The sequence below is a fragment of the Rubrivirga sp. SAORIC476 genome, from assembly GCF_002283555.1.
Taxonomy (GTDB): Bacteria; Bacteroidota; Rhodothermia; order Rhodothermales; family Rubricoccaceae; genus Rubrivirga.
The window spans coordinates 194,109-219,260 of record NZ_MVOI01000002.1; the positions used below are offsets into that span (position 1 = coordinate 194,109).

At 69.8% G+C, this 25,152-nt stretch carries 24 protein-coding genes; 14 read left to right on the top strand and 10 right to left on the bottom strand.

Going from position 1 to position 25,152, the window contains the following annotated elements; all coding sequences use genetic code 11:
• The first annotated feature begins 148 nt into the window (after nt 1–148).
• The 3 genes from B1759_RS00945 (at nt 149) to B1759_RS00955 (ending at nt 2,353) form a co-directional block, all read left to right on the top strand.
• Nucleotides 149–1,204: a hypothetical protein gene (locus tag B1759_RS00945; RefSeq protein ID WP_095513153.1), complete on the top strand. Its 1,056-nt coding sequence runs from the start codon at nt 149–151 to the stop codon at nt 1,202–1,204.
• Nucleotides 1,205–1,311: 107 nt separating this feature from the next.
• On the top strand, nt 1,312–1,686 hold the full coding sequence (gene csgH, locus B1759_RS00950; RefSeq protein WP_095513154.1) for a curli-like amyloid fiber formation chaperone CsgH: 375 nt from the start codon (nt 1,312–1,314) through the stop codon (nt 1,684–1,686).
• Between the two features lie 28 nt (nt 1,687–1,714).
• Complete coding sequence (locus B1759_RS00955) at nt 1,715–2,353, top strand: carboxypeptidase-like regulatory domain-containing protein (RefSeq protein WP_095513155.1); 639 nt, start codon at nt 1,715–1,717, stop codon at nt 2,351–2,353.
• 10 nt (nt 2,354–2,363) lie between these two features.
• Here the strand turns inward: B1759_RS00955 and B1759_RS00960 are convergent, their stop codons facing one another.
• Nucleotides 2,364–5,414 (bottom strand): AAA family ATPase, encoded by a 3,051-nt coding sequence (locus B1759_RS00960; RefSeq protein ID WP_095513156.1) that lies wholly within the window; start codon nt 5,412–5,414, stop codon nt 2,364–2,366.
• 102 nt (nt 5,415–5,516) lie between these two features.
• The gene (locus tag B1759_RS00965) at nt 5,517–6,152 is read right to left on the bottom strand and encodes an LON peptidase substrate-binding domain-containing protein (RefSeq protein WP_158225051.1); all 636 of its coding nucleotides are present in this window, start codon (nt 6,150–6,152) and stop codon (nt 5,517–5,519) included.
• Nucleotides 6,153–6,237: 85 nt separating this feature from the next.
• Between B1759_RS00965 and B1759_RS00970 the strand changes: the two genes are divergently transcribed.
• On the top strand, nt 6,238–7,590 hold the full coding sequence (locus tag B1759_RS00970) for a hypothetical protein (protein WP_095513158.1): 1,353 nt from the start codon (nt 6,238–6,240) through the stop codon (nt 7,588–7,590).
• A gap of 99 nt (nt 7,591–7,689) precedes the next feature.
• Here the strand turns inward: B1759_RS00970 and nadA are convergent, their stop codons facing one another.
• The 7 genes from nadA to B1759_RS01005 all read right to left on the bottom strand — a co-directional run bounded on the left by nadA (nt 7,690) and on the right by B1759_RS01005 (nt 13,819).
• A complete protein-coding gene (gene nadA / locus B1759_RS00975) occupies nt 7,690–8,700 on the bottom strand; it encodes a quinolinate synthase NadA (protein WP_095513159.1) in 1,011 nt (336 codons plus the stop codon).
• 260 nt (nt 8,701–8,960) lie between these two features.
• The gene (locus B1759_RS00980; RefSeq protein WP_095513160.1) at nt 8,961–9,335 is read right to left on the bottom strand and encodes a hypothetical protein; all 375 of its coding nucleotides are present in this window, start codon (nt 9,333–9,335) and stop codon (nt 8,961–8,963) included.
• Between the two features lie 127 nt (nt 9,336–9,462).
• Nucleotides 9,463–9,993 (bottom strand): hypothetical protein, encoded by a 531-nt coding sequence (locus tag B1759_RS00985; RefSeq protein ID WP_143537220.1) that lies wholly within the window; start codon nt 9,991–9,993, stop codon nt 9,463–9,465.
• Nucleotides 9,994–10,164: 171 nt separating this feature from the next.
• Nucleotides 10,165–10,623 (bottom strand): hypothetical protein, encoded by a 459-nt coding sequence (locus B1759_RS19160; protein ID WP_143537221.1) that lies wholly within the window; start codon nt 10,621–10,623, stop codon nt 10,165–10,167.
• A 106-nt stretch (nt 10,624–10,729) separates the two neighbouring features.
• Nucleotides 10,730–11,455 carry an ABC transporter ATP-binding protein gene (locus tag B1759_RS00995; RefSeq protein ID WP_369811353.1) on the bottom strand — a complete coding sequence of 242 codons (726 nt, stop codon included), beginning with the start codon at nt 11,453–11,455 and terminating at the stop codon, nt 10,730–10,732.
• Nucleotides 11,456–11,577: 122 nt separating this feature from the next.
• On the bottom strand, nt 11,578–12,951 hold the full coding sequence (locus B1759_RS01000) for a sigma-54 dependent transcriptional regulator (RefSeq protein ID WP_095513164.1): 1,374 nt from the start codon (nt 12,949–12,951) through the stop codon (nt 11,578–11,580).
• A gap of 61 nt (nt 12,952–13,012) precedes the next feature.
• Nucleotides 13,013–13,819, bottom strand: a complete 807-nt coding sequence (locus B1759_RS01005; RefSeq protein WP_095513165.1) for a tetratricopeptide repeat protein — start codon at nt 13,817–13,819, stop codon at nt 13,013–13,015.
• A gap of 225 nt (nt 13,820–14,044) precedes the next feature.
• Between B1759_RS01005 and gap the strand changes: the two genes are divergently transcribed.
• The 10 genes from gap (at nt 14,045) to B1759_RS01055 (ending at nt 24,508) form a co-directional block, all read left to right on the top strand.
• On the top strand, nt 14,045–15,043 hold the full coding sequence (gap, locus tag B1759_RS01010; protein WP_095513166.1) for a type I glyceraldehyde-3-phosphate dehydrogenase: 999 nt from the start codon (nt 14,045–14,047) through the stop codon (nt 15,041–15,043).
• A gap of 75 nt (nt 15,044–15,118) precedes the next feature.
• A complete protein-coding gene (gene pgk / locus B1759_RS01015) occupies nt 15,119–16,288 on the top strand; it encodes a phosphoglycerate kinase (protein WP_095513167.1) in 1,170 nt (389 codons plus the stop codon).
• A gap of 5 nt (nt 16,289–16,293) precedes the next feature.
• On the top strand, nt 16,294–16,908 hold the full coding sequence (locus tag B1759_RS01020; RefSeq protein WP_095513331.1) for a trimeric intracellular cation channel family protein: 615 nt from the start codon (nt 16,294–16,296) through the stop codon (nt 16,906–16,908).
• Nucleotide 16,909: 1 nt separating this feature from the next.
• On the top strand, nt 16,910–17,887 hold the full coding sequence (locus tag B1759_RS01025; RefSeq protein ID WP_095513168.1) for a mechanosensitive ion channel family protein: 978 nt from the start codon (nt 16,910–16,912) through the stop codon (nt 17,885–17,887).
• Between the two features lie 36 nt (nt 17,888–17,923).
• Entirely contained in the window at nt 17,924–18,877 is a 954-nt protein-coding gene (locus tag B1759_RS01030; RefSeq protein ID WP_095513169.1) for an ABC transporter ATP-binding protein, read from the top strand.
• Nucleotides 18,877–19,794: an ABC transporter permease gene (locus B1759_RS01035; protein WP_095513170.1), complete on the top strand. Its 918-nt coding sequence runs from the start codon at nt 18,877–18,879 to the stop codon at nt 19,792–19,794. The genes B1759_RS01030 and B1759_RS01035 overlap by 1 nt, the downstream gene beginning before the upstream one ends.
• A 4-nt stretch (nt 19,795–19,798) precedes the next feature.
• On the top strand, nt 19,799–20,797 hold the full coding sequence (locus B1759_RS01040) for a hypothetical protein (RefSeq protein ID WP_095513171.1): 999 nt from the start codon (nt 19,799–19,801) through the stop codon (nt 20,795–20,797).
• Nucleotides 20,798–20,843: 46 nt separating this feature from the next.
• Nucleotides 20,844–21,734 carry a dimethylarginine dimethylaminohydrolase family protein gene (locus B1759_RS01045; protein WP_095513172.1) on the top strand — a complete coding sequence of 297 codons (891 nt, stop codon included), beginning with the start codon at nt 20,844–20,846 and terminating at the stop codon, nt 21,732–21,734.
• Between the two features lie 80 nt (nt 21,735–21,814).
• A complete protein-coding gene (locus B1759_RS01050) occupies nt 21,815–22,528 on the top strand; it encodes a TIGR04283 family arsenosugar biosynthesis glycosyltransferase (RefSeq protein ID WP_369811354.1) in 714 nt (237 codons plus the stop codon).
• A 120-nt stretch (nt 22,529–22,648) separates the two neighbouring features.
• A complete protein-coding gene (locus tag B1759_RS01055; protein ID WP_095513173.1) occupies nt 22,649–24,508 on the top strand; it encodes an energy transducer TonB in 1,860 nt (619 codons plus the stop codon).
• Between the two features lie 38 nt (nt 24,509–24,546).
• On the opposite strand, the gene hpt is transcribed toward B1759_RS01055, so the two are convergent.
• Nucleotides 24,547–25,137, bottom strand: a complete 591-nt coding sequence (hpt, locus tag B1759_RS01060) for a hypoxanthine phosphoribosyltransferase (RefSeq protein WP_095513174.1) — start codon at nt 25,135–25,137, stop codon at nt 24,547–24,549.
• Between the last annotated feature and the right edge of the window lie 15 nt (nt 25,138–25,152).

A 25,152-nucleotide genomic window follows, 5' to 3' on the forward strand; every position in this document is an offset into this window, starting at 1 on the left:
TTCAGGGTTGCGACGCCGGTAAGACGGATCGCCGCCCCTTCCCGTGCCAGCCAGACAGCTGACTCAGCGGGAGTTAGTCCCGAACGTGGAAGGCGTTTCTAGCCACGAACACCACGCGGGCCCCTGTTTTCCCTTCCCCCACATCTTCATGCGCTCACTACTCACTCTCACGCTCGCGCTCGGCCTCACTGGGGTCGTCCACGCACAGAGCACATCTACGACGATCCAGTCTGGTACTGGCCACACCATCGACCTGAACCAGTCGGGTTCGAACGACGCCTACGTCGAGCAGTCCGGCATGGACAACACGACTGACATCGACCAGGACGGCGCCATCAACGATGCCACCTCGATTCAGTCCGGATCCAACAACCTGGCTGTGATCGATCAGGGCGTTACCCTCCCCGGCCTCGGCGGTAGCTCGGCGACGGTGGTCCAGAGCGGCTCGACGAACGACGGCCGTGTCGCTCAGGGCGACGGGGCGAGCCTCGTCGGCTTCGTCGACCAGGCCGGTGACAACGGGTTCGCCACGGTGAACCAGTCCGGCCTTGGCCACATGGCCTCGGTGGAGCAGCTCGCCGGAACCAACAACACTGGCACGTCCAACCAGGACGGCGGCGCTTACAACGAGTCTGGCATCGTCCAGGACGGTGACGACAACGCTGCGGACATCCTCCAGACCGGCAACGAGCACACCGCTACGGTGAAGCAGGTCGGCGACCGCAACGTGTCCACGATCACGCAGGACGGCTTCAACAACCGGGCTGCCGACCGCACCACCCGCGGCAACGACAACGTCCTGACGATCGACCAGATCGACAGCGACAACATCGCCGTGTCGCACATCTGGGGCGACCGCAACACCATCACGGTGACGCAGAGCGGCAACAACCAGGAGGTCGATCTCGATGGCCGTCGCAACACGACGGCTCCGGTGCTCGGCGTCAACGACAACGTGATCGACTTCGATCAGGCGGGCGGTGACAACTTCATCGGTGGCTGGCTCGAGGATGGTGCCTCCGGCAACATGATCACGGTTTCCCAGGACGGCAGCAACAACTCCGTCTCCGGTGGTCCCTTCGGACCGGGCCTCTACGTGGAGGGTGACATGAACACCATCACCATCACGCAGACTGGCGTCGGCAGCACCGCCAACGCGGCGGCGCTGGGTGACGGCAACTCGGTGACCATCACCCAGTTCTAGGACGCGCCTACGGGCCACACGAGCCGACGGTCTGTGATTCACGGCCGTCGGCTCGTTCATTTTCTGCCCGGCCTGCCAGGCCGGTTCTGCTCCCCTTCCCTGCTGCGATGATGCGTCTGCTCGTGCTGCTGGGTGCTCTGTTCGCGTGTATGTCCTCCCCATCGCCGCTCCCGAGCCGGTCGGCTCAGATCCACGTGGAGCGAGGCGTCACCTACGTTCTCTCTGCCGTCGCCGAGGCGGATGGACCGGCGCGTGGCGCATACGACATCGAGGTGAGGCGCCAAGGCGCGGCCGGATCGTCCGTTGCTCGTCAGAGCGGCGCGTTCGAGCTTCTGGACGCCGGGACGCGCACGCTGTCGACCCAGTCCGTGTCGGCGGCTCCAGGCGACCACATCGTCGTGTCGTTGACCGTCACATGGGCCGACGGGCAGATCTCGCGGGACGCCCTGGACGAGACGGTCGGAGACGCTCCGGCGCGATAACTTCCGCAGCCCCCCTCCCCGGTTCCTCATGACGTTGAAATCCTTCGCCCTCCTCGCCCTCGCGGCCCTCTCGCTCACCGCCTGCAAGGACGGCCTGGTCGAGCCCGAGCGATTCGGCAGCATCGAAGGCGTCGTGGTGGACTTCGACACCGGCGCGGCGATCCCGAGTGCGGGCATCACCACCAGCCCGGCCACCGATGCGATCACCGCGGATGGGGAAGGCCGGTTCTCGGTTCCGAACGTCCTTACGGGCACGTACGTGATCTCCGCCTCGCGCAGCGGCTACCGCACCAGCACGGTCACCGTGTCGGTCCGCGAAGGTCGTACCGCGCAGGCGACGCTCTTCATGACAGCCGTAGAGGAAGGCGAAGAGTCCATGCTCACGGCCGAGGTGCTCGGCTTCACCAACGAAGCGGTGAGCGCCGATACTTCCTTCGTGACGGTCGAGTACCGCGCGCAGAACACCGGCGGCGAGACCATCGCCACCTATGAGGTCTACTTCCGGATCGACACCGACCAGGGGCCTTACTACCAGGAGGTGAACGGCGAAGACCTGACGCCTGGCGAGCAGGACGTGAGCACGTTCAGGAAGGCCCTCCTCGGGGCGGTGGCGAGCGGGGTCGTGCTCGAGGGATCCAGCACAGAGACCGTTACGCCAGGGACCTGACGGCGGGGGCTCAGACGCCCACGACCTCGAAGGTCGAGCCCGTGACGGGCTCCTTTCGCACCTCGATGCGGACGGGGAAGGCCGCCTTCAACTCGTCCAGGTGGGTGATGACGAGGATGGTCTCGAAGTCGTCCTGGATCGCGCGGATGGCGCCGATCAGCCGCTGTAGCCCCTCGGCGTCCTGGGTGCCGAACCCCTCGTCGATCACGAGGGTCCGGATCTGAGTCCCGGACCGTTCGGCGAGGATCTGGCTCAGCGCGATGCGGAGCGCGAAGTTGACCCGAAAGGCCTCGCCTCCCGAATACGTCTCGTACGCTCGCGCTACGCCCTGGTCGTCCGTGATCCGGATGTCGAGTGTTTCGCGCGTGCCTCCGCCCGTCTTCTTGTCCTTTAGGGTCTCGAGAGCGACGCGCGTCCGGCCGCGGCTCAGGCGCTCCAGCAACGCATTGGCGCGGGCCTCGATCTCGGGAAGGGTCTCCTCAATGATGAGAGAGGGAATCCCATTCTTCCCGAAGGCGCGGCGGAGGTGCCCGTAGAGGGCTCGCTCCCGCTTGACCTCTTTGAGCTCAGCGCGGACCTCCGTCCGCAGGGCCCGGTCCCGGCTCGCCTTCGCCAGGCGCTCGGTGAGCGCGCCGAGGCGTTCCTGCGCCTGCGCGAGCCGCGCTGCGGCACTCCGGCGGTCCGCCTCGGCGGCGTCCCGGACGCGCTCCGCCTCGGGCCGGGCTGCGAGACGGTCCTGAAGTGCGGCGAGTGCCTCCGCCTGAGCCCCCCGGTCACGCTCCACGCGAGCTCGCTCCTCGACCCGCGCGGCGCGGCGCTCGCCCAGCTCTGCACGCTGCCGCCGGGCGTCGAGGAGTTCGGCCAACCGTCGGGGTGCGTCGGCCAGGGCGTCGAATGCTTTGCCGACCCGCTCGTGCTCGGCAGGGTCAAACTCGAGACGTTCGACCTGCGCGTCCAGTGCGGCCATGCGTTGGGCTCGCTCCGCGTTGTGGTCGTTACGATCGAGGGCCGCGCGGCGGTCCGCGAGCGCTGTCACGCGGCGCGTTCGGTCGGCGGTCGCCTGCGAGAGCCGCTCCGAGGCGAGCGACAGCGTTCGCACCTGGCGTGCCCAGTGGTCGAGGAGTTTCGCCTCGGCGCGGGCAGCGGCGTGCCCCGTGGGGTCGTAGTCCACGCCCGCGAGGGTCTCCTGCAGCTCCGTGCGCTCGGCGCGGGCCTTCGGGCTGTAGTCCTCCGCATCGATCTGCTTCTGGAGCCGCCGGACGTCGGCACGAAGTTCTTCGAGGCGCGCCTGCATGGCCTCCGCCCGCTCGGCACGGTCGCGGGCTGCCCGGAGGTCGCGGGTCGCCACGTCACCGGCCTCGACGACCGTACCGAGGCGGACGTACTCGGCGCGGAGTCGGTCCCGCGTCGCGACCGCCTCGTCGCGGTCCGCCGTTACTGCCGCCTGTGCGTCCGCCAGGGCCTGCAGCGACTCGGCATATCCTGCGAGGACGTCCGCGCGGTGCGCGTCGGAAAGATCCGTCCCACACGTCGGGCAGGTGTCGTCTTCCGAGTCGACCAGCCTACGACGCTTCTCCTCGACGGCTGCCCGTTCGGCGGCGAGCGCCTGGAGCCGCCCCTCGAACGCGCCAACCGCACGCGACGCCTCGGTGCCCTCGGCCTGGAGGTGCTCGCGCCGCGTCGCCGCGTCCTGGCCTGCGGTGACCGCCGTCTGGAGCGCGTCCAGTTCCACTGGCTGCGCCGCGGCGACCTCTGCGGCGAGCCGTTTGCCTTCTTCCACGATCCGAGCCCGCGTCCCCTCCAGCGCGCCCTTGTCGGCGGCGAGTTGCTTGTCGAGGGCCTCGATCCTCTTCTCGATCCCGGCCCGCTCGGTGGCGACGGCCTCGAACCGCTGGAGATCGTCGACTGCGGCCAGGGCGCGGGCGTGGGCAGCCTCCGCCGCAGCCAGTCCCGCCGCGGCCTCAGTGTCGGCCTCGATCTGCCGGTCCAGGGTGGCGAGTGCCCCCTCCTGAGACACGATCTCCGCGCGAGCCTCCGCCGTCTGCTGTTGCATCTCTAGCCGGAGCGCGTGGCGCTGCGCATCGACCCCGCGGAAGAGGGCGGCCTTCTCGTCGAGTGCCGCGCGTTCACGCCGCAGCGCCTCGTAGCGCGCGTGGTCCGCCTCGATCTCCTCGGAGCGAGCGAGGAGCGCGTCCGCCGTCTCGATGCGCTGGGCGACGGTGACGAGGTCGCGGTCGAGCGCCGCGAGCCGTCCACCCAGCGACGCGAGCGCCTCCTCGCGCGTGGTCGCCTCCCGGCTGGCCGCATCGAGCCCGGCGAGCGTGGCCGTGGCCTGCGCCAGCGCGGCGGCGGCGGCCTCGACCGCCTGGGTGGCCCTCCCCACCTCGGCCTCGACCTCCGCCCTCTCGGCCTCCCACTCCCCGACCGGCTCCAGCGAGACGTCGAGGCGGGTGCCCTCAGCCTCCAGCGCGGTCGCCCGCTCGCGCAGACGTGACCACCGCTGGCCTGCGCGAGCAGCCATCGCGTCGTACCGCCCCAGCGCGAGGATCTTGCCCAGGATCTCCTTCCGCTCGCCGGGCTTCTTCTTGGTGAACTCGTCGCTGCGGCCCTGGAGCAGGAACGTCGAGTTGATGAACGTCTCGTAGTCGATCCCGACGCGCTCGTCGATGGCCGCCTGGGTGGCGCGCACCGACTCGGCGGTGAGCGGGCGCCACGCGTCGCCGTCGCGGATCTGGAATTCGAGCCCCGGCTTGGAGGTCTTGCCACTCGCCGACCGGGTGTAGCTCCGCACCACGCGGTGGTCCACCCCGCCGATCCGAAAGGAGAAGTCGACCACCATCGCGCGCGTGCCGACCCGGAGGAGTTCGTCGTCCGGCTTGCGGGACTCGCCCGACTTGCGTGCCTCGCCCCAGATCGCCCAGGTCATGGCGTCCAGCAGGGCGCTCTTCCCCTGCCCGTTCCCCCCCGACAGACACGCCACGTGGATGCCTTCCAGATCCAGGACGGGTGCGTTCTCCCCATAGGAGAGGAAGTTGGACAGGTGGAGGCGAAGCGGGATCATGCGCGACTCGGACGGGACGCCAAGATCACCCCGCCCAGGGTCGCCCGTGTGTCACGGGGACCGAAGAACGTGGTCATGCCTCCTCCCTCCTCCCCGGCTCGGCTATACATCCAGATCGGGCAGTCCGGAGGCGTGGCCGTCTCCGCGTGCGAGGTCGCGGTACTCCCGCGCCTTCTCCAGGCGCACCAGCAGCGCGCCGAGGTGGTTGGCCAGGAACTGGATGCGCTCGGACTCGAGCGCCATTTCCAGCAACCGCTGCTTCTCGGAGAGGTCCAGTCCTGCGTTCCGCCCGATGAGGAACGACACAGGGAGAGAGTGATCATAGCGCGACGGCGACGGCGCCTCGCCCGCCATCTCGAGCAGTTTCATGTGGCGTGCGATGGCCGTCTCGCGTGCCGCGGTGTCGGTCTCCCCCCCGGCGTCCTCCACCGCATGCACGTTCGCTGACAGGTACTCCAGGTCCCGGTGGATCTCATCCACGGCGAACCGCTGCTCGCCCACGGCCACGATGTCGAGGCGGCCGTCCTCGTAGCGCGCCGCGACGCGCTCGATGCGCGCGGTGCAGCCGACATCGGCGAGCTTCTCCTCGGAGGCGTACACGATCCCGAACGGCCGGTCTCCGTCGATGCAGACGCGGACCATCTCCTTGTATCTGGGCTCGAAGATGTGCAGGGGAACGGGCTCGCCGGGCAGGAGCACGATCCCGAGGGGGAACAGGGGGAGACGTTCGTCGAACATGGTGGGACGGAGGCATGGGCCTACCATGCCGTTCGCGTGAGGTTCTGTGTCGAGCAAGGGTAGCTTGTCCCGCCCTCCTCGATCCGTGCGCGCGTCCCGCTTCCTGCTCCTCCTCGTCCTGTGCGCGCCGCTGGCCGCCCAGCCTGTCGCGTTCGGCTCGTCCGACGATCCGCTGGAGTGGGGCAGCACGCTCCGCCCGGAAGACGGGCTCGCAGTCGGCGCAGGCGTGGGACCGGCCTACCTGCCCGACGAGTGGCGGGCGGGCGCCCACGCGTCGCTGGACGCCTCCACAGGACGCTTCAGCCTCGGACTCGGCCAGACGATCCACTCGGGCGACTCGGGGCTGTATGGACCAGAAGACGACGAACTGTACGACCTCGCGCGTGTCCTGCGATACGCCCGGTGGAACGCCGTGCCGGGGCAGGCGAGCTATGCCCGCCTCGGGCCGACGCAGCGCGTGTCGCTCGGCGTCGGCGCGCTGGTGAGCCGATACCGGACGACGACGGCGTGGGACGAGCGGCGCATCGGCGCGGAAGGGTCCGCCGGGACCCGCACGGTGCGTGCGACGGCGTTCGTGGACGACGTCCTCCGCGCCGACGGGATCGTGGGCGGGGAGGTCACGCTCCGCAGCGGCCTCCGGGTCGGTCCGGTGACCGATCTCGGCCTGACGCTCGGCGGCGTCCACGACCTCGGCCAGTCGGGGCTGTCCGGCGACTCGTCGCTGACGGGCGTCGAGGCGACCGTGCGTGGCGCGTACGCAGGGCTCGGTCCAGTCCTGCTGCGCCCGTTCGTGACCCATGCCCAGTACCTCGGGAAGGGCGGCACGGTCGGCGTGGGGGTGGACGTGGGGGCGCCCAACATCGGTGACCAGGCGCGGGCGCGGGCACGGGTGGCCGTGTTCGCCTCATCCGGCCGCTTCGTGCCAGGCCACGTCGGCCCGTTCTACTCGATCTCGAACGCCACCGACCGGATCGTGGACGACGGCTCGTTCTACGCCCCCGGCGTGGCGTCGGAACTGGCGGGGACGCCGCTCGACAGCCTCTCGGGCGGGGTCGACCTGGTGGCCGACCTGCGGCTGATCGTGTTCGGGCGGCTGGAGGTGTCGCAGTACGCCCGGCGCCACATCGGCGACGAGCGGGCGAGCTCGTACAGCCTCCGCCTCGCGGCCCGGCTTCCCGACAACGGACTCGTGGAGTTCGGGCTGGAACGCCAGGACTTCCGAGGCTTCTTCGACCTCATCCAGGACCTCGGGGCGCTGAACACGCTCGTCCTCAACGTCCACGTGCCGGTCGGCAACCGGGGCATGGTGTTCGTCCGCTCGCGGTACGGCTACCGCCGCCTCACCGAGGCGGACGGGGCGGAGTACGCCGACGGGCCGCCGCGCTTCCTGGTCGAGCGACGCTTCGAGCCGATGGTGGGCCTACGGTTCGGGCGGTAGCGGTCGGCGGAACGGCCCGGGGACGTGTCGAGACTGGCCGTCCCCTGGACTGCGCCGGCCTCGGCACCGCGGCCGGGAGACCCGTCGGTGGCCCCGGCCCTACTTGACGCCCTCGCTCATGTCCAGCATCCGCTCGATGGGCTTGAGGGCGGCGACGCGCATCGCCTCGTCCATGTGGAGTTCCGGCTGGCCGTGCTTGAGGCACAGGTAGAGCTTCTCCAGCGTGTTGAGCTTCATGTGCGGGCAGTCGTTGCAGGCGCAGCCGTTGTCCGGGGGCGCGGCGACGAACGTCTTGCCGGGGTTGTCCTTCTGCATCTGGTGCAGGATGCCGGACTCGGTGGCGACGATGAACGTGTCGGCGTCCGACTCCGCGGCGAAGCGGCGGATGGACGACGTGCTGCCGATGTGGTCGGCCAGCCGCAGGACGGGCTCCTCGCACTCGGGGTGGGCGAGGACCGGCGCTCCGGGATAGCGCCCTTTCAGGCGTGCCAGCTTCTGCTCGGAAAAGATCTCGTGGACGATACAGGCGCCGTCCCAGAGCAACATGTCGCGACCGGTCTGCTTCATCAGCCAGCGGCCCAGGTTGCGGTCGGGCGCGAACAGAATCGGCTGGTCGGCGGGGATTTGGCGGACGATGTGCTCGGCGTTGGACGACGTGCAGATGATGTCCGTCTGCGCCTTGATGGCGGCCGAGCAGTTGATGTAGCTGATGACGAGGTGGTCCGGGTGCTGGGCGCGGAAGGCGGCGAACTCGTCGGGCGGGCAGGAGTCGGCGAGGGAGCAGCCGGCGTGGAGGTCGGGCAGGAGGACCGTCTTCGTCGGGTTGAGGATCTTGGCGGTCTCCGCCATGAAGTGGACGCCGGCGAAGACGATGATCTCGGCCTCGGTGCGGGCCGCCTCGCGGGCGAGGCCGAGGGAGTCGCCGATGTAGTCGGCGATGTCCTGGATGTCGCCCTCCTGGTAATAGTGGGCGAGCAAGACAGCGTTCTTCTCGCGCTTGAGGCGCTCGATCTCCTCGAACAGGTCGAGCGTGGGGTCGATGTCCTCGCGGACGAAGCCGACGCGGGCGATCTCGGCGGGGAGGGTCGGGAGGGCGAGCGTCTCGGTCATGGGGGCGCGGGGACGGGGCTGGCTGTACGCCGGTCGGGGGATGGGGATTCTGTCGGCGTGGGTGGGGTGTCCAGAAAAGAGGTCAAAATCGATGTTCGAGGGGTCCTAATCGGCGTCCGGGGGCCTAGGGCTGTGGGCCTTGGTGAGGAGTTGGGGCGGGTCTCGAGGGAGCGGCTCTGCCGGGGAGGCGGCCGAGGCAGGTGGGGACGCGTCGTGGGTCTCGACTTTTGGCACCTCCAGCGGTGCGGTGGGCCGCCCGGCTAGATGTGGAAGACCTCTTTGACCCACTCCGGCTCCCGGCCAGCCCCATAGGGGCCGTGAATCGTCTTGAAGCACCCCTTGCTCTCCACCTCTCGGTGAAGGTCCGTCACTAACCAATCGATGAAGACCTTGCCGTCGTAGACCTCCTTGACCGTTCCCAGCGCTTTGATGGTAATGGTGTCTGCCCCACGCCCTCGCATGGACTTGATGGCGACCCGATCTCCTGCTTCCATTCGGTCACGACGCGCAGCGAAGTTGGGCTTCTCCGAATCGCTGTAGCCGATCTCCCAATAGCCTCGACGGTAGAAGGCTTCGGCCTGGTCATCTCCGCTCCAGTTCGCACCGACGAGCCAGTACTTGCGTTCTGCGTTCATGGATCGGTCGGAAGGCGATGAACAGACAGGGGGCCGCTTTGCCGCGACGGGCGGCGACTGTAGGAGGACGAGCACAAGGATACGCCGACGCTCGGACGAGGTGAGGGCGCTCGCTCCCGGCGTCTGCCTACAGCGGCGAGTTAGGCAACTGTGGTACCGAGTTGATCTGCTTCGAAAGAAAGCCGACGCCGCCGACCTCGACGATCACAAGTGGCGAAGACAACTCGCCCTTGTCCTCGAATACGAACAGAGCGCATCCAGACTGCGACTCATTAGGACGCAGATAGATGTCCTGCGGAAGCCGCCTGAGGTCTGGAAACGGTGGTGACACGTCATCGAACCCGCTACTGTGTACGTATGACTCAGCATCAATCTTGGAATCCGAAAAGGTCGGGTAGCTCAGGCTGATCAGTGGAACCCTGGAGGCTCTGGATTTACCAAAATCGATCGTTATGTCCGTAATCGACCTGGGCCTGTCGGACTCATTGGTCACGGCTATGAAAGCCAGCGCTGCTCCCCTCCCCAAGTGCGTGCTACCGATCACAAACTGCTTGACTCTCAGACTGACTCCCACCGCCCCCTTCTCCATTGAGTCGCGGATCTGAATCCCAGTGCTCAAAGCTCCTAGCGCTGTTGATACGGCTTCTGCTATCGGCATAAGAGATATGGGAAGGCTGCCGAACAGGGGGACGCTTAGCCGCCAGGGCTGACGGCGCGGCGGGTGGACGGGAGAAAGTAGGCGCCGTTGTTCGGGCGAGCCAAGAGCGCTGACGCTCCCGGTCGGCCTACAGCGGCGGGTTCTACGGCCGGGGGAGACGCAACTACGATGCTACTTCCTCGCGAGGATGGGTCTATTCGTACGGCAGTCGAAGTCCTCATCCACGATTACCTCGACTTTCCCCGGTGCGATGCCCGTCTCGGCATTCCTGCTACAGGTCGTAACCACGGCGGTATCGTCGACGAGGTCGAGATCGAAGAAGACCTCAGAGCTGTACAGCGTATCGGCGTCGCCACCGTCACGGGGGACTCTTACCAAGTAGTGGTCGCTTGTGCTCGTGATGTACGACTCGAAGAAGGTGTAGTAGAGGTCCCCGAGGCGGACTCCGCCTCCTGTGTGACGAGTTGGTCCACGTCCAGCGGGTCGAGGTCGAAACAGGAGCAGAGCATGACGCTCAGCACAGCCAATGTCAGGAGAAAGCGAACCATCGAGGGCGGTGCTGACCGGGAGGCCGTAGAACCAGTACTTGTGCGGCAGGCAGAGTGACTGGATGCAGAGACCGCTCTCCAAATCTAGTGACGCCTCTCCCTATGTAATGACCTCAGACCGCCTCGGCTGCGGAACGGGCCCACCCGGCGACCGCTGCCCCCTCCGACGCCGGAACGAGAGGCCCAGGTCAGGCGGGGTGAGCGTCGGCAGGCTGGCGATCGTCCACGAGGCGCCCGCCGTCGAGGCGGAGGACGCGGTCGGCGAGGGCAGCGAGAGCGGGGTTGTGGGTGACGACGACGAAGGCCTGGTCGGCGTCGCGGCTGAGGCGCAGGAGTTCGTCGTGGAGCGTCTCGGCGGTCTTCGTGTCGAGGTTGCCGGAGGGCTCGTCCATGAGCACGAGGCCCGGCTCGTTCATGAGCGCCCGCGCGACGGCGACGCGCTGCTGCTCGCCGCCGGAGAGTTGGCTCGGGCGGTGGTCGAGGCGGGCGCCGAGGCCGAGCATCTGGAGCAGTTCGGTCGCCCTCGGCGTCGCCGTGGCGAACGTGCCGCCCGCGATCAGGGCGGGCATGGCGACGTTCTCCAGCGCGCTGAACTCGGGCAGCAGGTGGTGGAACTGGAAGACGAACCCGATGGCTCGGTTGCGGAACGCGGCCAGCGCCTCGTCGCCCTTGGCGAACACGTCCTCCCCGCGGAAGGTCACGCCCCCCGCCGTCGGCCGGTCGAGCGCGCCGAGGAGGTGCAGCAGCGTGCTCTTCCCCGTGCCGCTCTCGCCGACGATGGCGACCAGCTCGCCGGGGTAGATGTCGGCGTCGAGGTCGGCGAGCACCTCCAGAGCCCCGGTCGCCGTCGGGTAGCTCTTGCCGAGGCCGCGGGCGGAGAGGATGGGATCACGACCTGCGCCCGGAGATGGCACCACAGGCAGGTCGGCCTCCCGCGGGAGGGCCTCTCCCCTGCCGAGGTGGACCGCCTCGGGGGCGGGGCCGCCCAGGGGAAAGCCGGTGTCCGGCCGATTCGACGGGCCGTGTGGGTCCTCGCTCATTCCGGCCTCTCGATGTTGAGGTCCTTCAGCTTGTTGTAGAGGTGCGACCGCTGGATGCCGATCAGCTCGGCCGTCGCGGAGACGTTCCAGTCGTTCTCGTCCAGCTTGCGCTCGATGAACAGCTTCTCGGCGTGATCGCGGAACTCGAAGAGCGTGTCGTAGCGGTCGATCAGGCCCGCCGCCGATCCGCCCGAGCCGGACGGAATCACGTAGCGCTCGACGTCGGCCGCGGTGATCTCGTCGCCGTCGGACAGGATGAGGAGGCGCTCGACGACGTTGCGCAGTTCACGCACGTTGCCGCGCCACTCCTGCTGCCCGAGGCGGGTCAGCGCGCCGTCGGCGAAGGACTTGTCGGTCATGCCGTTGCGACGCATGACCTGCCCGAGGATGAAGCGGGCGATGTCCGGGATGTCGCCACGACGCTCGCGGAGCGGCGGGACGTGGATGAGGATGACCGAGAGGCGGTGGTAGAGGTCCTCCCGGAATCGCTTCTCGTCGACCTGCTGGAGCAGATCCCGGTTGGTGGCTGCCACCACGCGGACGTTGACCGAGATCGAGCGGTCGCCGCCGACGCGGGTGATGCGGCTCTCCTGGAGGGCGCGGAGCACCTTGGCCTGTGCGTCGAGCGACATGTCGCCGATCTCGTCCAGGAAGAGCGTCCCGCCATCCGCCTGCTCGAACTTGCCGATGCGCTGCTTGGTGGCGCCGGTGAACGAGCCCTTCTCGTGACCGAACAGTTCGGACTCGATCAGCTCCGACGGGATCGCGGCGCAGTTGACCTCCACGAGCGGACCGTCGGCCCGCGGGCTCTGGGCGTGCAGGTGCCGGGCGACGAGTTCCTTGCCGGTGCCGGGCTCGCCGGTGATGAGCACGCGCGCCTCCGACGGCGCGACCCGCTCGATGGTCTGCTGGATGCGCCCGATGGCCGGGCTGTCGCCCACGATGGGCGTCAGGTCCGACGTGCCGGCGTCCCGGACGACCTGCTTCAGGCGGACGTTCTCGACCTTGAGCTGCCCCCGCGCAAGCGCCCCGCGGACGGTGACGAGCAGCCGGTTCAGGTCCGGCGGCTTCTCCAGGAAGTCGACCGCGCCGAGTTGGGTCGCCTCGACGGCCGTCTCGACGGTGCCGTGGCCCGAGATCATCACCACCGGGACCGTGGACTCGGCGTCGTGGAGGGCCTGGAGCACCTCCATGCCGTCCCGCTTTGGCATCTTGATGTCAAGCAGGAGCAGGTCGATGCCCGACCGCGCCTTCTCCAGCGCCTCGTCGCCGTCGACAGCTTCTTCGACGGTGTATCCCTCGAACTCGAGGATCTCCCGGAGCGCCCGCCGGATGGCGGGCTCGTCGTCGGCGATGAGGACAGTCGGCATGGCGGCGCGAGAAGGGATGCCGAAGCTACGGCCTGCTCCCGCTCGCGATCCGTCGTCCGGCCTACTGCTCGGCGGGCGAGGGGACCGGGACCGGCGCCGAGGGGGCAGCGGCGGAGTCCGGCGTGGCCGGTGCCGCCATCACGTCGCCCGTGGGCGTGCCGGTGGCGGTGGCGGTGGCCTGGACCTCGCCCAGTTCCACGAGCGCCGTACGGACCTCCGGGGCCGCCTCCCACTCGTCGATCACGCGCATGAGCGCGGACTCGGCCGCCTCGGTGTCGCCCGCGGCGAGGTGAGCGCGCGCGGCGTCGAGGAGGTAACCCGGCGTCGAGGCCGGGGAGACGAACTCAGAGGCCGCCTGCTCGTAGAGACGGGCCGCCTTGGCGTCATCACCCTGCTCCTCGGCAATGGCCGCCTGGCCGCCGATGGCGCTGGCAGCGAGGAGCCCGTCGCCGTCGTAGTCCTCGAACAGCTCCAAGGCGCGGTCCATGTCGCCGAGTTGGTAGAGGGCGTCAGCAGCGAAGAAGGTGGCCTGCTCGCCCGTGGCCGTGGAGCCATACTGATCGGCGATTTCGAGGAGGCCCGGCATGTCGCCGGTGCCATCGAGGGCCGTCTGGAGGTTGCCCGCCTCGTACTCAGTCAGGATGGCGCCGAGGAGCTCCTGGCCCTCGGCCGACCGGTTCGCCTGGTACGCGCGCCAGCCGATGACGGCGAGCGAGAGGACCACGATGCCGACGATCACGCCGATGACCGCGTTGCGGTGGTCCTCGAAGAACTCGGCACCGCGCGACGCGGAGGTCGCAAGGGCATCCTCCCGGAGGTCGTGGGGATGCGAGGCGGTGAGCGTCTTCGGCGGGTTGATCTGGGCCATCGGGGGAGGTCGGAGAGTCGGGACAGCGCGGCCGACGCCGCGAACCGCGAAAGGTAGCGGAGCCGCGGCCTCGTGCGGCGTGAAGAGCCGGGCGAGATAAAGTTCGCGCCCGCGCCCGACCGCCTCTTGCAAGCGATTTCACCGGACGCCGGGACCCGGAAGCGCTACGAGTCCTGTACCCTGACTCTCGGCGTAGTGCCTCCCTCTCCTCTCCCCGACTCCCCCATGGCCATCAAGATTGGCATCAACGGGTTCGGCCGCATCGGCCGCCTCGTGTTCCGCTCCATCCTCGAGCGCGGCAGCACCGACTTCGACATCGTCGCGGTCAACGATCTCACCGACGCCGAGACGCTCGCTCACCTCTTCAAGTACGACTCCGTCCACGGCGTCTTCCCCGGCGACGTGTCGGCTGAGGGTGACGAGCTCGTGATCAACGGAGACCGCTTCAAGGTGCTCTCCGAGCGGGACCCCGCCAACCTGCCCTGGGGCGACCTCGGCGCCGACGTGGTCGTCGAGTCGACGGGCCGCTTCACGGACGCCGACAGCGCCGGGCTGCACCTCCAGGGGGGCGCCAAGAAAGTCGTCATCTCGGCCCCGGCCAAGGGCGGCGTCAAGACGGTCGTGCTGGGTGTCAACGAGGACACGCTCACGGGCGACGAGGACATCGTCTCCAACGCGAGCTGCACGACCAACTGCCTTGCCCCGATGGTCAAGGTCCTCGACGACGCGTTCGGCGTCGAGAAGGGCATGATGACGACCGTCCACGCCTACACGGCCGACCAGCGGATCGCGGACGCTCCGCACCGCGACCTCCGCCGCGCCCGCGCCGCCGCGCTCTCGATCATCCCGACGACGACCGGCGCCGCCAAGGCGGTCGGCCTCGTCCTCCCCGAGTTGGCCGGCAAGCTGGACGGCTTCGCGCTCCGCGTCCCGACTCCGGACGGCTCGCTGACCGACTTCACGGCCATCGTCAAGCGCGAGGTCACGGTCGAGGAGGTCAACGCCGCCTTCCAGGCCGCCGCCGAGGGCCCGATGAAGGGCATCTTGGAGTACAGCACCGCCCCGATCGTCTCGATCGACATCGTGCACAACCCGCACTCCTGCATCCTCGACTCGCCGTCGACGATGACCGACGGCACGCTCGTCAAGGTGGTCGGCTGGTACGACAACGAGTGGGGGTATTCCAACCGCACCGTCGACCTCGTCCAGAAGTTGATGGCGTAGCGAGTCCAGAGTTCAGGGTTCGGGGCTCAGAGTCGACTCCCCGAACTCCGAACTCCGAACGCTGAACTCAATCCGATGAACACCCTCTCCGACCTCGACCTGTCCGGCCGCCGCGTCCTCGTCCGCGTGGACTTCAACGTCCCGATGGACGGCGACACAGTGACCGACGACACGCGCATCCGGGGCGCGCTGCCCACGATCCAGGCCATCCTGGACGCGGGCGGCACGCCGGTGCTGATGTCGCACCTCGGCCGCCCCAAGGGCGCGCCGGACCCGGCCTACTCGCTGCGTCCGGTCGCCGCCGTGCTGGACGCACTCCTCGACGCGCCCGTCGTGTTCTGCGACGAGACCGTCGGCGACGCCGCCGAGGCGTGCGTGGACGGGGCCGCTGCGGGATCGGTGGTGCTGCTCGAGAACACGCGCTTCCTGCCGGGCGAGACGGCCAACGACGCCGACCTCTCGGCCCAGATGGCCCGCCTCGGGGACGTGTTCGTGTCGGACGCCTTCGGGTCGGTCCACCGCGCGCACGCATCCACCGCAGGCGTCGCGGCGCAGCTCCCGCACGCCGCGGGCAAGCTCTTGGAGCGCGAGGTCACGTTCCTGACGAAGGCCCTCGACGATCCCGAGCGTCCGTTCGTGGCCGTGCTCGGCGGTGCGAAGGTGTCCGACAAGATCGGCGTCATCGAAGCGCTCGCGCCCAAGGTGGACCACCTGCTGATCGGCGGCGCGATGGCCTACACGTTCCTCGCCGGGCTCGGCCACTCGGTCGGCACCTCGCTGGTCGAGGCCGACCGGACCGACGACGCCTTCCGGCTCTACGAGCAGTTCAAGGACACGCTCGTGCTGCCCAGCGATCACGTCGTCGCGGACGCCTTCTCGGCCGACGCGGAGACTCGGGTCGTCTCGGGTGAGATTCCGGACGGTTGGATGGGCCTCGACATCGGCCCGGCCTCCCGCGAGCGCTACGCCGAGCTGATCGGTACCGCTCGGACGGTCATCTGGAACGGACCGATGGGCGTGTTCGAACTCGCTCCCTACGCAGGGGGCACGCTCGCGGTCGCCCAGGCCCTGGCCGACGCGACCGCCGACCACGACGCGCTGACCGTCGTCGGCGGGGGCGACTCCGTGGCGGCCCTCAACCAGTCCGGCCTCGCGGACGCCGTCACGCACGTCTCGACGGGCGGCGGCGCGATGCTGGAGTTCATGGAAGGCCAGACGCTGCCCGGGCTCGCCGCGCTCGATTGAGCGACGTGCTGACGGCCCTCGATCTCGTGGGGACGTTCGTGTTCGCGCTCTCCGGCGCGTTCAAGGGCGTCCGCAACCAACTCGACTGGCTGGGCATCGCGGTCCTCGCTGTGCTGACCGGCGTGGGCGGGGGGCTGATCCGGGATGTGCTCCTGGGCGACACGCCTCCCGCGGTGTTCCGCGACGAGCGGTTCTTCCTGGCCTGCCTCGCCGGAGCCGTCGCCGTGATCGTGGCCGCCCGCCCTATCGCGGCGCGCTGGAACCGCGTGATGGTCGCCGACGCGCTCGGCCTCGGGCTGTTCGCAGCCCTCGGGGCGCTCAAAGGCGCCCAGGCCGGGCTCGGCCCGCTCGGCGTGGTGATGATGGGCTCGCTGACGGCCGTCGGCGGCGGCGTCATCCGCGACGTGCTCGTCGGCGAGCGCCCGGCGGTGCTGGACCGCGGCTTCTACGCGACCGCCGCCGTCATCGGCAGCGCGCTGCTGGTCGGCCTCGACACCCTCGGCGCGACGGTGCCGGTCCAGATCGGGGTGGCGGCCGTGGCGACGTCCGCGCTCCGCTTCCGGGCCATGCTCACCTCCATGCACCTCCCTCGCCCTTCTCCCCCCGACGCCTCGCTCTGACATGCAGTTCTCGACTCCGCCCTCCGACACGACGACCGCCGTGACGGACTCTACGCTGGGCATCACCGCCCAGGATGTGGCCCAGGCCGCCAATGCGGTGATCTCGCCCGAGTTCTGGCTCGGCGTGGGGATGACCGCGCTCCGCGTCGGCCTGACGATCGCGCTGGCGCTGCTCGCCATCGGCGTGGTCACGCGCATCAAGAAGCGATGGGTGGCATCGGTCCAGGACGACCCGGCGACCGACAAGCGCCGCCAGCGGGTCCTGACGACCTCCGACCTGCTCGGGTCGGTCGCCCGCTACGTGATCTGGGCCATCACCATCGTGACGGTGCTCGCGATGATCGGGTTCGACGTGCGGGCGCTGCTCGCGGGCGCAGGCATCGCGGGCCTGGCCATTGGCTTCGGTGCGCAGACGCTCGTGAAGGACGTGATCTCGGGCTTCTTCCTGCTGTTCGACGACACGCTCGGCAACGGCGACCTGATTCGCATCGGGGCCGACACCGGGACGGTCGAGTACGTCGGCCTTCGGCTGATCAAGGTGCGCAAGTTCGACGGCGAGCTGCTGATGGTCCCGGCGGGCGAGCTGCGGACGTTCGGCAACAAGTCGGTCGGCTACGCCCGCGCCATCGTCGAGGTGGGACTGAGCTACGAGCAGAACGCCACCGAGGCGCTGCGGGTGCTGGAGGAGGTCGCCGAGGAGTGGGCCGCCACGGACCACGCCCGGGAGGTGATGGTCGAGGAGGCGCCGCAGGTGCAGGCGCTCCTCGCACTGGGCGATTCGGCCGTCACCGCGCGGGTGGTCGTGCAGGTCCAACCCGGCGAGCAGTTCCCCGCCGAGCGCCAGCTCCGGTCCCTCATCAAGACGCGGTTCGACGAGCGCGGCATCGAGATCCCGTTCCCGCGCCGGACGGTCTACGTCAAATCCGCCGACGGCGGCCCGGGCGTGTCGGACGCCGACGCCGCGGCGGCCGGGGCGTAGCGCGCAACTTCGCAGCCGAGAAGGCGTCAGGCGGCCATGACCGACCTCGCCATCGACACCACCGGGCTGGCCAAGACGTACCGCGGGCGCCCACCTGTCGAGGCGCTGAAGCCGCTCGACCTCCAGATCGCCGCCGGGGAGACGTTCGGCCTCCTCGGTCCCAACGGCGCGGGCAAGACGACGCTCGTCAAGCTGCTTCTCGGGCTCGTCCGCCCGACCGCCGGGAGGGCCACCATGTTTGGCCGCGACATCGGCACCCCCGAGGCTCGGCGCCCGGTCGGGTACCTGCCCGAAGGCCACCGCTTCCCACTGTTCCTGACCGCCCGGCAGACGCTCGACGTGTTCGGACAGATGGCGGGCGTCGAGGCCGCCGACCGTCCGGCGCGCGCCGACGAACTGCTCGGCCTCGTCCACCTTGATGGGGCAGCCGACCGAGCCGTTGGGACGTTTTCGAAGGGGATGCTCCAGCGCCTCGGCATCGCGCAGGCGCTCATGAACCGTCCGCGGCTGGTGTTCCTGGACGAGCCCACCGACGGCGTCGACCCGGTGGGCCGTCGCGAGATCCGGACTCTCATCGAGCGCCTCCGGGACGATGGGGTGACGGTGTTTCTGAACTCCCACCTGCTGAGCGAGGTCGAGCGCGTCTGCACCCGCGTCGCCATCCTCAAGGGCGGCGTCCCGATCCGCATGGGCACCGTGGACGACCTCACGCGCCAGGGCCGCGCGTGGCGGCTGGTCACCTCTCCCCTCCCACCCGACACCCTGGACGCGCTGGGCCCGGCGCTGGACGCCTCCGCCGTGGATCACCCGGACGGACTCGTCCGCTCCCTGCTCACCCTCCCCGACCGCACCGCGCTGAATCATGCGCTGGACCGCCTCCGCGCGGACGGCGTCGAGGTGGAGGCGCTCGAACCCGCCCGTCAGTCGCTCGAGGATCTGTTCGTGGAGGTCGTCCAGGACGAGACGCTCGGCCCGCTTCCCCCCCGCTGATGCTCGGCCTCTTCTTGCTCACCCTCCGCGAACTGCGCGCCCGCAAGGTCGTCATCGGCCTCTTTCTCGTGGCGACCGTGGTGTGGGTCGCGTTCACCTTCGCCCTCCAACTGGACGTGGTCGACGGCACCCTGGCGGGCGCCCGGCTCTTCGGCCAGGAAGCCGTCGACGGGTCGGTCGATCCAGACGCGCCGCTCCTCGACGAGGAGGGGAACGTGATTCTGAACGCCGACGGCGAACCGCGGACGGCGCGGGACGACATGCCCCCGTTCGGAGACACGATGCTGGAGAGCGTCGTGTTCGGCGCGCAGGCCTTCGTAGCCGGGGCCGCCTACTGGGTCGGCATCCTACTGGCGCTGTTCGCGACCGGGGGGCTGGTGGCGTCTCTCACCGAGCGCGGCGTGGTGGACGTGCTGCTGACGAAGCCGCTCTCCCGGTCGGCGGTGCTCGCGGGGCGTCTGCTGGCCGTGATGGCGGTCATGCTCGTGTTGCTCGTCTACCTGTTCGGGGCGGTCTGGCTCGTCATGTCGATCAAGTCAGGCCTGTGGGCGCCGGGCTTTCTGCTCGCCATCCCCGTCGTGTTCGGCATGTTCGTGGTGGTGTACGGCGTCGTGACGCTCGTCGGCGTGTGGAGCGGGAGCGGCCCGCTGTCGTTCATCGTGACCCTGGGCGTGCTGTTCGTGAGTCTGATCCTGGCCATCCCCGAACTGGCCGTCCAGGTGGACGCGACGTGGCGTCCGCTCGTCACCGGCGCGTACTGGGCCCTCCCCAACTTCGGCGGCGTGGGCACGCAGGTGGTGCCGCAACTCGCCACCGGAGCGGCCGTAGGGTCGCCGTGGCTGCTGGGCTCCTCGCTCGCATTCGGCGCGGCGTGCTACGGCCTGGCCTTCTTCCTCTTCTCTCGTACCGACTTCTAGTCCCATGCTCGCGACTCCCTCCCGCATCCCGCGCATCGTGCTCGCCAGTGTCCTCGGCGCCCTGCTGCTCGCGGGCCTCGCCCTGCTGGCGACCGGATGCAGCGACTCGGTGGCCGCAGCCGGCATCGGCACGTCGTCGCAGACGACCGACGCGCTCGCGGTCCTGCCGTCCGACGCCGACGTGTACGGCATGACCAACCTCGCAGAGGCACGGGGCAGCGACGCCCTCGCCACGGCTCTCGGTGGCAGCGGCCTCGGCATGGTCAGCGAGCGCGGGTCGGCCGACTTCCAGGACTTCGTGCGCATGACGGGCTTCGACCCGGCCGAAGACCTCGACCGCATGTACGTGGCCGTAAGCGACGGCATGGACGAGCGGGCGGCGTTCGTGGCCTACGGTCGGTTCGACCGGGAGCGCATCGAGCGGTACCTCGCCGACTCCGACGAGGCGGACTTCGAGGTCACACAGATCGAGGGCACCGCGGTCTACCTCACCACGTCCGAGGACGGCCGACGGGGCGGCTTCGCCCTGGCGAGCGACCAGATGGTGCTGGCAGGCGACGAGGCCACGCTGACCGGCATGGTCCAACGCCTCGGGACCACGGCTCGTCCGGCCGGGCCGGACCTCCAGGCCCTTTTCGACCGCGTCGCCTTCCCCGACGACGCGTGGTTCGTCGCCCGCGGGCTGGACCGTGTGACGGGCGAGATCCCGGCCGAGGCCGGTCCGTCGGCGCTCGCCGCTCGCGCAGCGGCCGGGTTCGTGCTGTCGATGCGCTTCGACGACGACGGCGTCCCCGTCCGCGCCTTCCTGGCCACCAAGCCCGAAGCCAACCCCGACGATGTCGGGGACGTGGTGCGCGCCGGCCTGTCCGCCATGCGCATCGGCATGAAGGATGAGCCGTCGGCCCTGGACGTGCTGGACGGCGTGGACGTGACCGCCGAGGCCGAGGGCGTCCGCGTGGAGGGCTTCCTGACGCCTGCCTTCCTCGCCTCGGCGCAGCGGTAAGGGCGACACGGGCGGGGTACCTTCTCGCGCCCTGCCCCTCCTGCCGATGTCGCCAGACGCCCTCCTCCCCGACGCCTTCTCGCTGGACGCGATCCCCGCCATCCCGCGGCCGGGGCGCGTCCTGATGACCACGCCCGAGCACTTCGCGGTCGAGTACGTCATCAACCCCCACATGGAGGGCAACGTGGGCGACGTCGACCCCGCGCGGGCGCGCGCCCAGTGGGACGCCCTGAAGGACGCCTACGAGCGCCTCGGCGTCGAGGTGGTGGAAGTCGCGGGCGTGGCAGACCTGCCCGACATGGTGTTCTGTGCCAACCAGACGCTCCCGTACCAGACGCCGGGCGGGGAGCGCGGCGTCATCCTGAGTCGGATGCACGCGCCCCAACGGAAGCCTGAGGTCGAGCATTACGAGCGCTTCTTCGGGGGCGAGGGGTACGAGGTCCACGCGCTCGACGCCGACCTGCCCGGCGACTTCGAGGGCATGGGCGACGCGCTGTGGCACCCCGGCCGCTACCTCCTCTGGGGCGGCTACGGCTACCGCACCGACCGGCAGGTGTACACCCGGTTCGCCGACACCCTCGGCTTTCCGATCGTGGCGCTGGAGCTGACCGACCCGGACTTCTATCACCTCGACACCTGCCTCTGCCCACTCGACGAGGAGACCGCGCTCTACTACCCCGGTGCGTTCACCGACGAAGGCATCGCTGCGATCCGTCAGCACTTCCGGCGCGTCATCGAGGCGCCCGAGGCCGATGCCCGTGAGCGGTTCGCCTGCAACGCCCACTCGCCCGACGGCCGCCACGTCCTCATCCAGAAGGGATGCACGGACACCAACGAGTTGCTCCGCGCGGCCGGGTTCGAGCCTGTCGAGATGGACACGAGCGAGTTCCTGAAGTCCGGCGGCTCGGTGTTCTGCATGAAGCTGATGTTCTGGTAAGAGCCAGGCGGGGTGGCTGCGCCTGCTGGACAGTCGGATCTTCGCTCGCCCTGCCTCCCCCTGCCCTGTCCGCGCCCCCCCTGGTCTCGATCGTCGTCCCGGCTCTGAACGAGGTCGGGGGCATCGGCGCGGCGCTCGTGAGCGTGGCTCGCCAGTCTCGCCCGTACGAGATTCTGGTCGCGGTGGGGGATTCCGACGACGGTACGGCCGAGGCGGCGCAGAGGACCATGCCGGAGGCCCGTGTCGTGTGCGGAGACCGGGGCCGAGCGCGTCAGATGAACGACGGCGCGGCACCGGCCACCGGAGACCTGCTGCTGTTCCTCCACGCCGACACCCGGCTCCCCCCCGGCGCCCTCGATGCCCTGCGCGATGCGATGGCGGACCCAGCGGTGTCCGGGGGCTGCTTCCGCACGACCTTCGACCTGGACCCGGGCCGGGATGGGTTCAGCCCGTTCGGCCGCGCGTTCATGCGGCTTTGGGAGTCGCGCCTCTGGATGCAGTGGCATCGGTTCGCGTTCGGCGACCGCGCGCTGTTCGTCCGGCGGAGCGTGTTCGAGGCCATGGGCGGCTTTCCAGACCAGCCGATCTTCGAGGACCTCGACGCCGTCCGGGCGATGCGGCAGCATGGGCGGTTCGTCTTCCTCGACATGGAGGTCACCACCTCGGCCCGCCGGTTCCGCGAAGTCGGGGCCGTCCGCCAGCAGCTTCGCAACCTGGCGCTCTGGACGGCCTGGAACGTCGGCGTCTCGCCGTCTCGCCTGAAGCGATTCTACAGCGACCACGACCGCGGCTGACGACTCCGGCGGGTTTTGAGGACCCGCGGCGTCACGGGAGCATTGCAGGGAGACCGTGTATACTGGACTCCAAACGGTTCGGTGCGGCGTTGCCCTGCGGACGCCTGCCCCCCTCTGCCCATGCGGATTCTCTTTGCTCTCGCCCTGCTCCTCCTCGCCCCGACGGCCACGGGGCAGACCACCTTTCGGCTCGTCGATCCCCTTCTGTCGGTCGACGGGGATCGCCTGACGACGGTCGGCACGCCGCTGGTGCAGCAGCCGTTCGGCATCCTCACGATCTCCGTCCCCGGTGAGGGCACCTACACGATTTCGGAGCGCCCCTTCGCCGGCGCGCGGCGAGCGGGCCAGTTCGACGGGTCCGGGCTCTACTTCGCGACCGGCGGCCGGAGCGTCCGCCTCCTCTCGCGTGAGCCCATCCTCTCGCTGTCCGGCCCGACGACCGCATACGTGACCTTCGAGCCGTCGCGGAGCCGCTCCCGAGGTCCGGCGCGCTTTGCCATCGCCGACGACGTGTCCGGACGGGGGCGCCGGAGCACCCTCCCCGAGCAGTCGTCCCAGAGGGAGCGGGCCTCCGGGCCCCGTCCGACTTTGTCGAGCCGTCCGGCCGCGCAGTACTTGCAGGACACCGAAATCAGCCGCCTGCGGAGCGAACTGGACCGCCTCGTGGCCGACCGGGAGCGCCTCGCCGTCGAGCGAGACCGTCTCGCGGGGGAGCGCGACGCCGCCCTCCGCGCGCAGGCGCTCTCGGCCTCGGCGACGCAGGAGACCGCCGCGCTCAATGCGTCGCTGGCTCGGCTCGCAGGAGAACGGGACCGGCTGGCCCAGGAAGCGACGCGCCTCCGGGCCGAACGCGACCAGCTCTCCGACGCCCTCGCGGCCTCACAGGCCGAGCGGGACCGCCTCGCGGCGGAGTTCGGCAGCGTCCGCCAGCGCGCGGAGCAGGCCGAGGCCTCGGCGGCCGGCTGGGCACGGAGCCGCGAGCAGATGACCCCGCTTCAGGAGGAACTCGCCCAGCTCCGCGCCGACCTCCAGGCCCGCGACCGTGCCATCGACCTGCTGCGCGCGGAGCAGGCCGACCGCGCATCCCGGCTGCCCGTCGCAGAGTCGTCGCTGGATGCGATGCAGGCCCGGCTCGTGGCCCTCCAAGCCGAGCGGGACCGCGCACTGGCCGACCGCGACCGTGCCTACCGCCTCCGGGACGATGCGGTCGCCGCCCTCGACCGGTCAGTGGCTGAGGTGACGGCCCTCCGGATCGAGCGCGACCAACTAGTCGTCGAGCGCGACCGGCTCCGCGTGGCCCCGTCGCCGGCCACCGCTCCTTCTGCCTCGATGGAAGAACTCGCACGGGAGCGCGCGGCCCTGGATGCCGAGCGGGCTGCCCTCGTTCGGGACCGCGCCCTCCTCGACGCCGACCGCGCGGCCCTCGCCGCCGAGCGCGCCGCCTTCGAGTCGCTCCGTGGGGACGCCCCGATGACACCGGCGCCTGTAGCGGCGACCCTGGACGACCGTGCCGCTCTCCTCGACCAGCTCGCCGCTGCCCAGTCCGAGCGCGAGGCCCTCGCCGCCGAGCGCGACCGACTCGCCAGCGAGTTGGCCGTGCTCCGGACCGAAGCTCCGGCCCCCGTGGCCCCTCGCCCCGCCCCACAGACCGTCCGCACGCCCAGCCTCCCGTCCGACGGCGCCGTCGCGTTCCTGCCCGGCTTCGACTTCGGCCGCCTCGGCAACCCCGACGTGATCCGGCGGCGCCTGGACGAGGCCGAGTACCCGCGGTGGGCCACGGTGGGTCGCATCGAGGGCGACGTGCTGGTTCTCTTCCAGACCGACCGCACCGGGCGCGTGGTGACGACGGCCGTCCCGACCCCCATCGGCGGTGGGCTCGACGGGCTCGCCGAGGAGATCGTCCGCGAGATGCGGTTCGCTCCCTCGCCCGACAGCCCGTCCGGTGTGCGCTCCCAGGTCGTCGTCCGGTTCGAGTTGTAGCGGACGCGGCCCTCGCCTCGGTGCCGAGGCGGGTGAGGTCAGGCCGACGCCTCCTCCTCGGACTCCTCGTCCAGGATGTAGATCGCCCGCAGGTTGCGCGCCAGCTGGCCGTAGTCGAGGCCATACCCGATCACGAACAGATTGTCGATGTCGAAGCCGACGTAGTCGACCGAGACCTCGACCTTGGCCGCATCGGGCTTGCGGAGGAGCGTGGCCGCGCGGAGCGACGCCGGGTTGCGGGCCGTGATCTGGTCGATGACGTACTTCATCGAGAGGCCCGTGTCCACGATGTCCTCCACCACGATCACATGTCGCCCCTCCAGCTTGGCGTCGATGTCCTTGAGTTCGGTCACCTGCCCGCTGGACACCTTCCGCTCGCCATAGCTGGAGAGCTTGTAGAAGTCCACCTCGGAATCGCCCGGGATGGCGCGCATCAGGTCGGCGGTGAAGATGAACGCGCCGTTGAGCACCCCGATCAGGATGGGGACGCCGAGATCGGCGTAGTCGGTCGCGATCTGTTCGCCGAGCGCGCGGATCCGGGTCTGGATCTCCTCTTCGCTGAGGTAGAGCCGAAAGCGCTCCCCCTGGCAGTGAACGATGTCGGGGGCGGCGGCAGCGGTCTCGGGCATGAGGCAGTCGGGAGC

What these genes read in the sequence shown, in the direction of transcription:
- B1759_RS00945 (WP_095513153.1), top strand. Translation starts at nt 149, where the DNA reads ATGCGCTCACTACTCACTCTCACGCTCGCGCTCGGCCTCACTGGGGTC.
- csgH (WP_095513154.1), top strand. Translation starts at nt 1,312, where the DNA reads ATGATGCGTCTGCTCGTGCTGCTGGGTGCTCTGTTCGCGTGTATGTCC.
- B1759_RS00955 (WP_095513155.1), top strand. Translation starts at nt 1,715, where the DNA reads ATGACGTTGAAATCCTTCGCCCTCCTCGCCCTCGCGGCCCTCTCGCTC.
- B1759_RS00960 (WP_095513156.1), bottom strand. Translation starts at nt 5,414, where the DNA reads ATGATCCCGCTTCGCCTCCACCTGTCCAACTTCCTCTCCTATGGGGAG.
- B1759_RS00965 (WP_158225051.1), bottom strand. Translation starts at nt 6,152, where the DNA reads ATGTTCGACGAACGTCTCCCCCTGTTCCCCCTCGGGATCGTGCTCCTG.
- nadA (WP_095513159.1), bottom strand. Translation starts at nt 8,700, where the DNA reads ATGACCGAGACGCTCGCCCTCCCGACCCTCCCCGCCGAGATCGCCCGC.
- B1759_RS00980 (WP_095513160.1), bottom strand. Translation starts at nt 9,335, where the DNA reads ATGAACGCAGAACGCAAGTACTGGCTCGTCGGTGCGAACTGGAGCGGA.
- B1759_RS00985 (WP_143537220.1), bottom strand. Translation starts at nt 9,993, where the DNA reads ATGCCGATAGCAGAAGCCGTATCAACAGCGCTAGGAGCTTTGAGCACT.
- B1759_RS01000 (WP_095513164.1), bottom strand. Translation starts at nt 12,951, where the DNA reads ATGCCGACTGTCCTCATCGCCGACGACGAGCCCGCCATCCGGCGGGCG.
- B1759_RS01005 (WP_095513165.1), bottom strand. Translation starts at nt 13,819, where the DNA reads ATGGCCCAGATCAACCCGCCGAAGACGCTCACCGCCTCGCATCCCCAC.
- gap (WP_095513166.1), top strand. Translation starts at nt 14,045, where the DNA reads ATGGCCATCAAGATTGGCATCAACGGGTTCGGCCGCATCGGCCGCCTC.
- pgk (WP_095513167.1), top strand. Translation starts at nt 15,119, where the DNA reads ATGAACACCCTCTCCGACCTCGACCTGTCCGGCCGCCGCGTCCTCGTC.
- B1759_RS01025 (WP_095513168.1), top strand. Translation starts at nt 16,910, where the DNA reads ATGCAGTTCTCGACTCCGCCCTCCGACACGACGACCGCCGTGACGGAC.
- B1759_RS01030 (WP_095513169.1), top strand. Translation starts at nt 17,924, where the DNA reads ATGACCGACCTCGCCATCGACACCACCGGGCTGGCCAAGACGTACCGC.
- B1759_RS01035 (WP_095513170.1), top strand. Translation starts at nt 18,877, where the DNA reads ATGCTCGGCCTCTTCTTGCTCACCCTCCGCGAACTGCGCGCCCGCAAG.
- B1759_RS01040 (WP_095513171.1), top strand. Translation starts at nt 19,799, where the DNA reads ATGCTCGCGACTCCCTCCCGCATCCCGCGCATCGTGCTCGCCAGTGTC.
- B1759_RS01045 (WP_095513172.1), top strand. Translation starts at nt 20,844, where the DNA reads ATGTCGCCAGACGCCCTCCTCCCCGACGCCTTCTCGCTGGACGCGATC.
- B1759_RS01055 (WP_095513173.1), top strand. Translation starts at nt 22,649, where the DNA reads ATGCGGATTCTCTTTGCTCTCGCCCTGCTCCTCCTCGCCCCGACGGCC.
- hpt (WP_095513174.1), bottom strand. Translation starts at nt 25,137, where the DNA reads ATGCCCGAGACCGCTGCCGCCGCCCCCGACATCGTTCACTGCCAGGGG.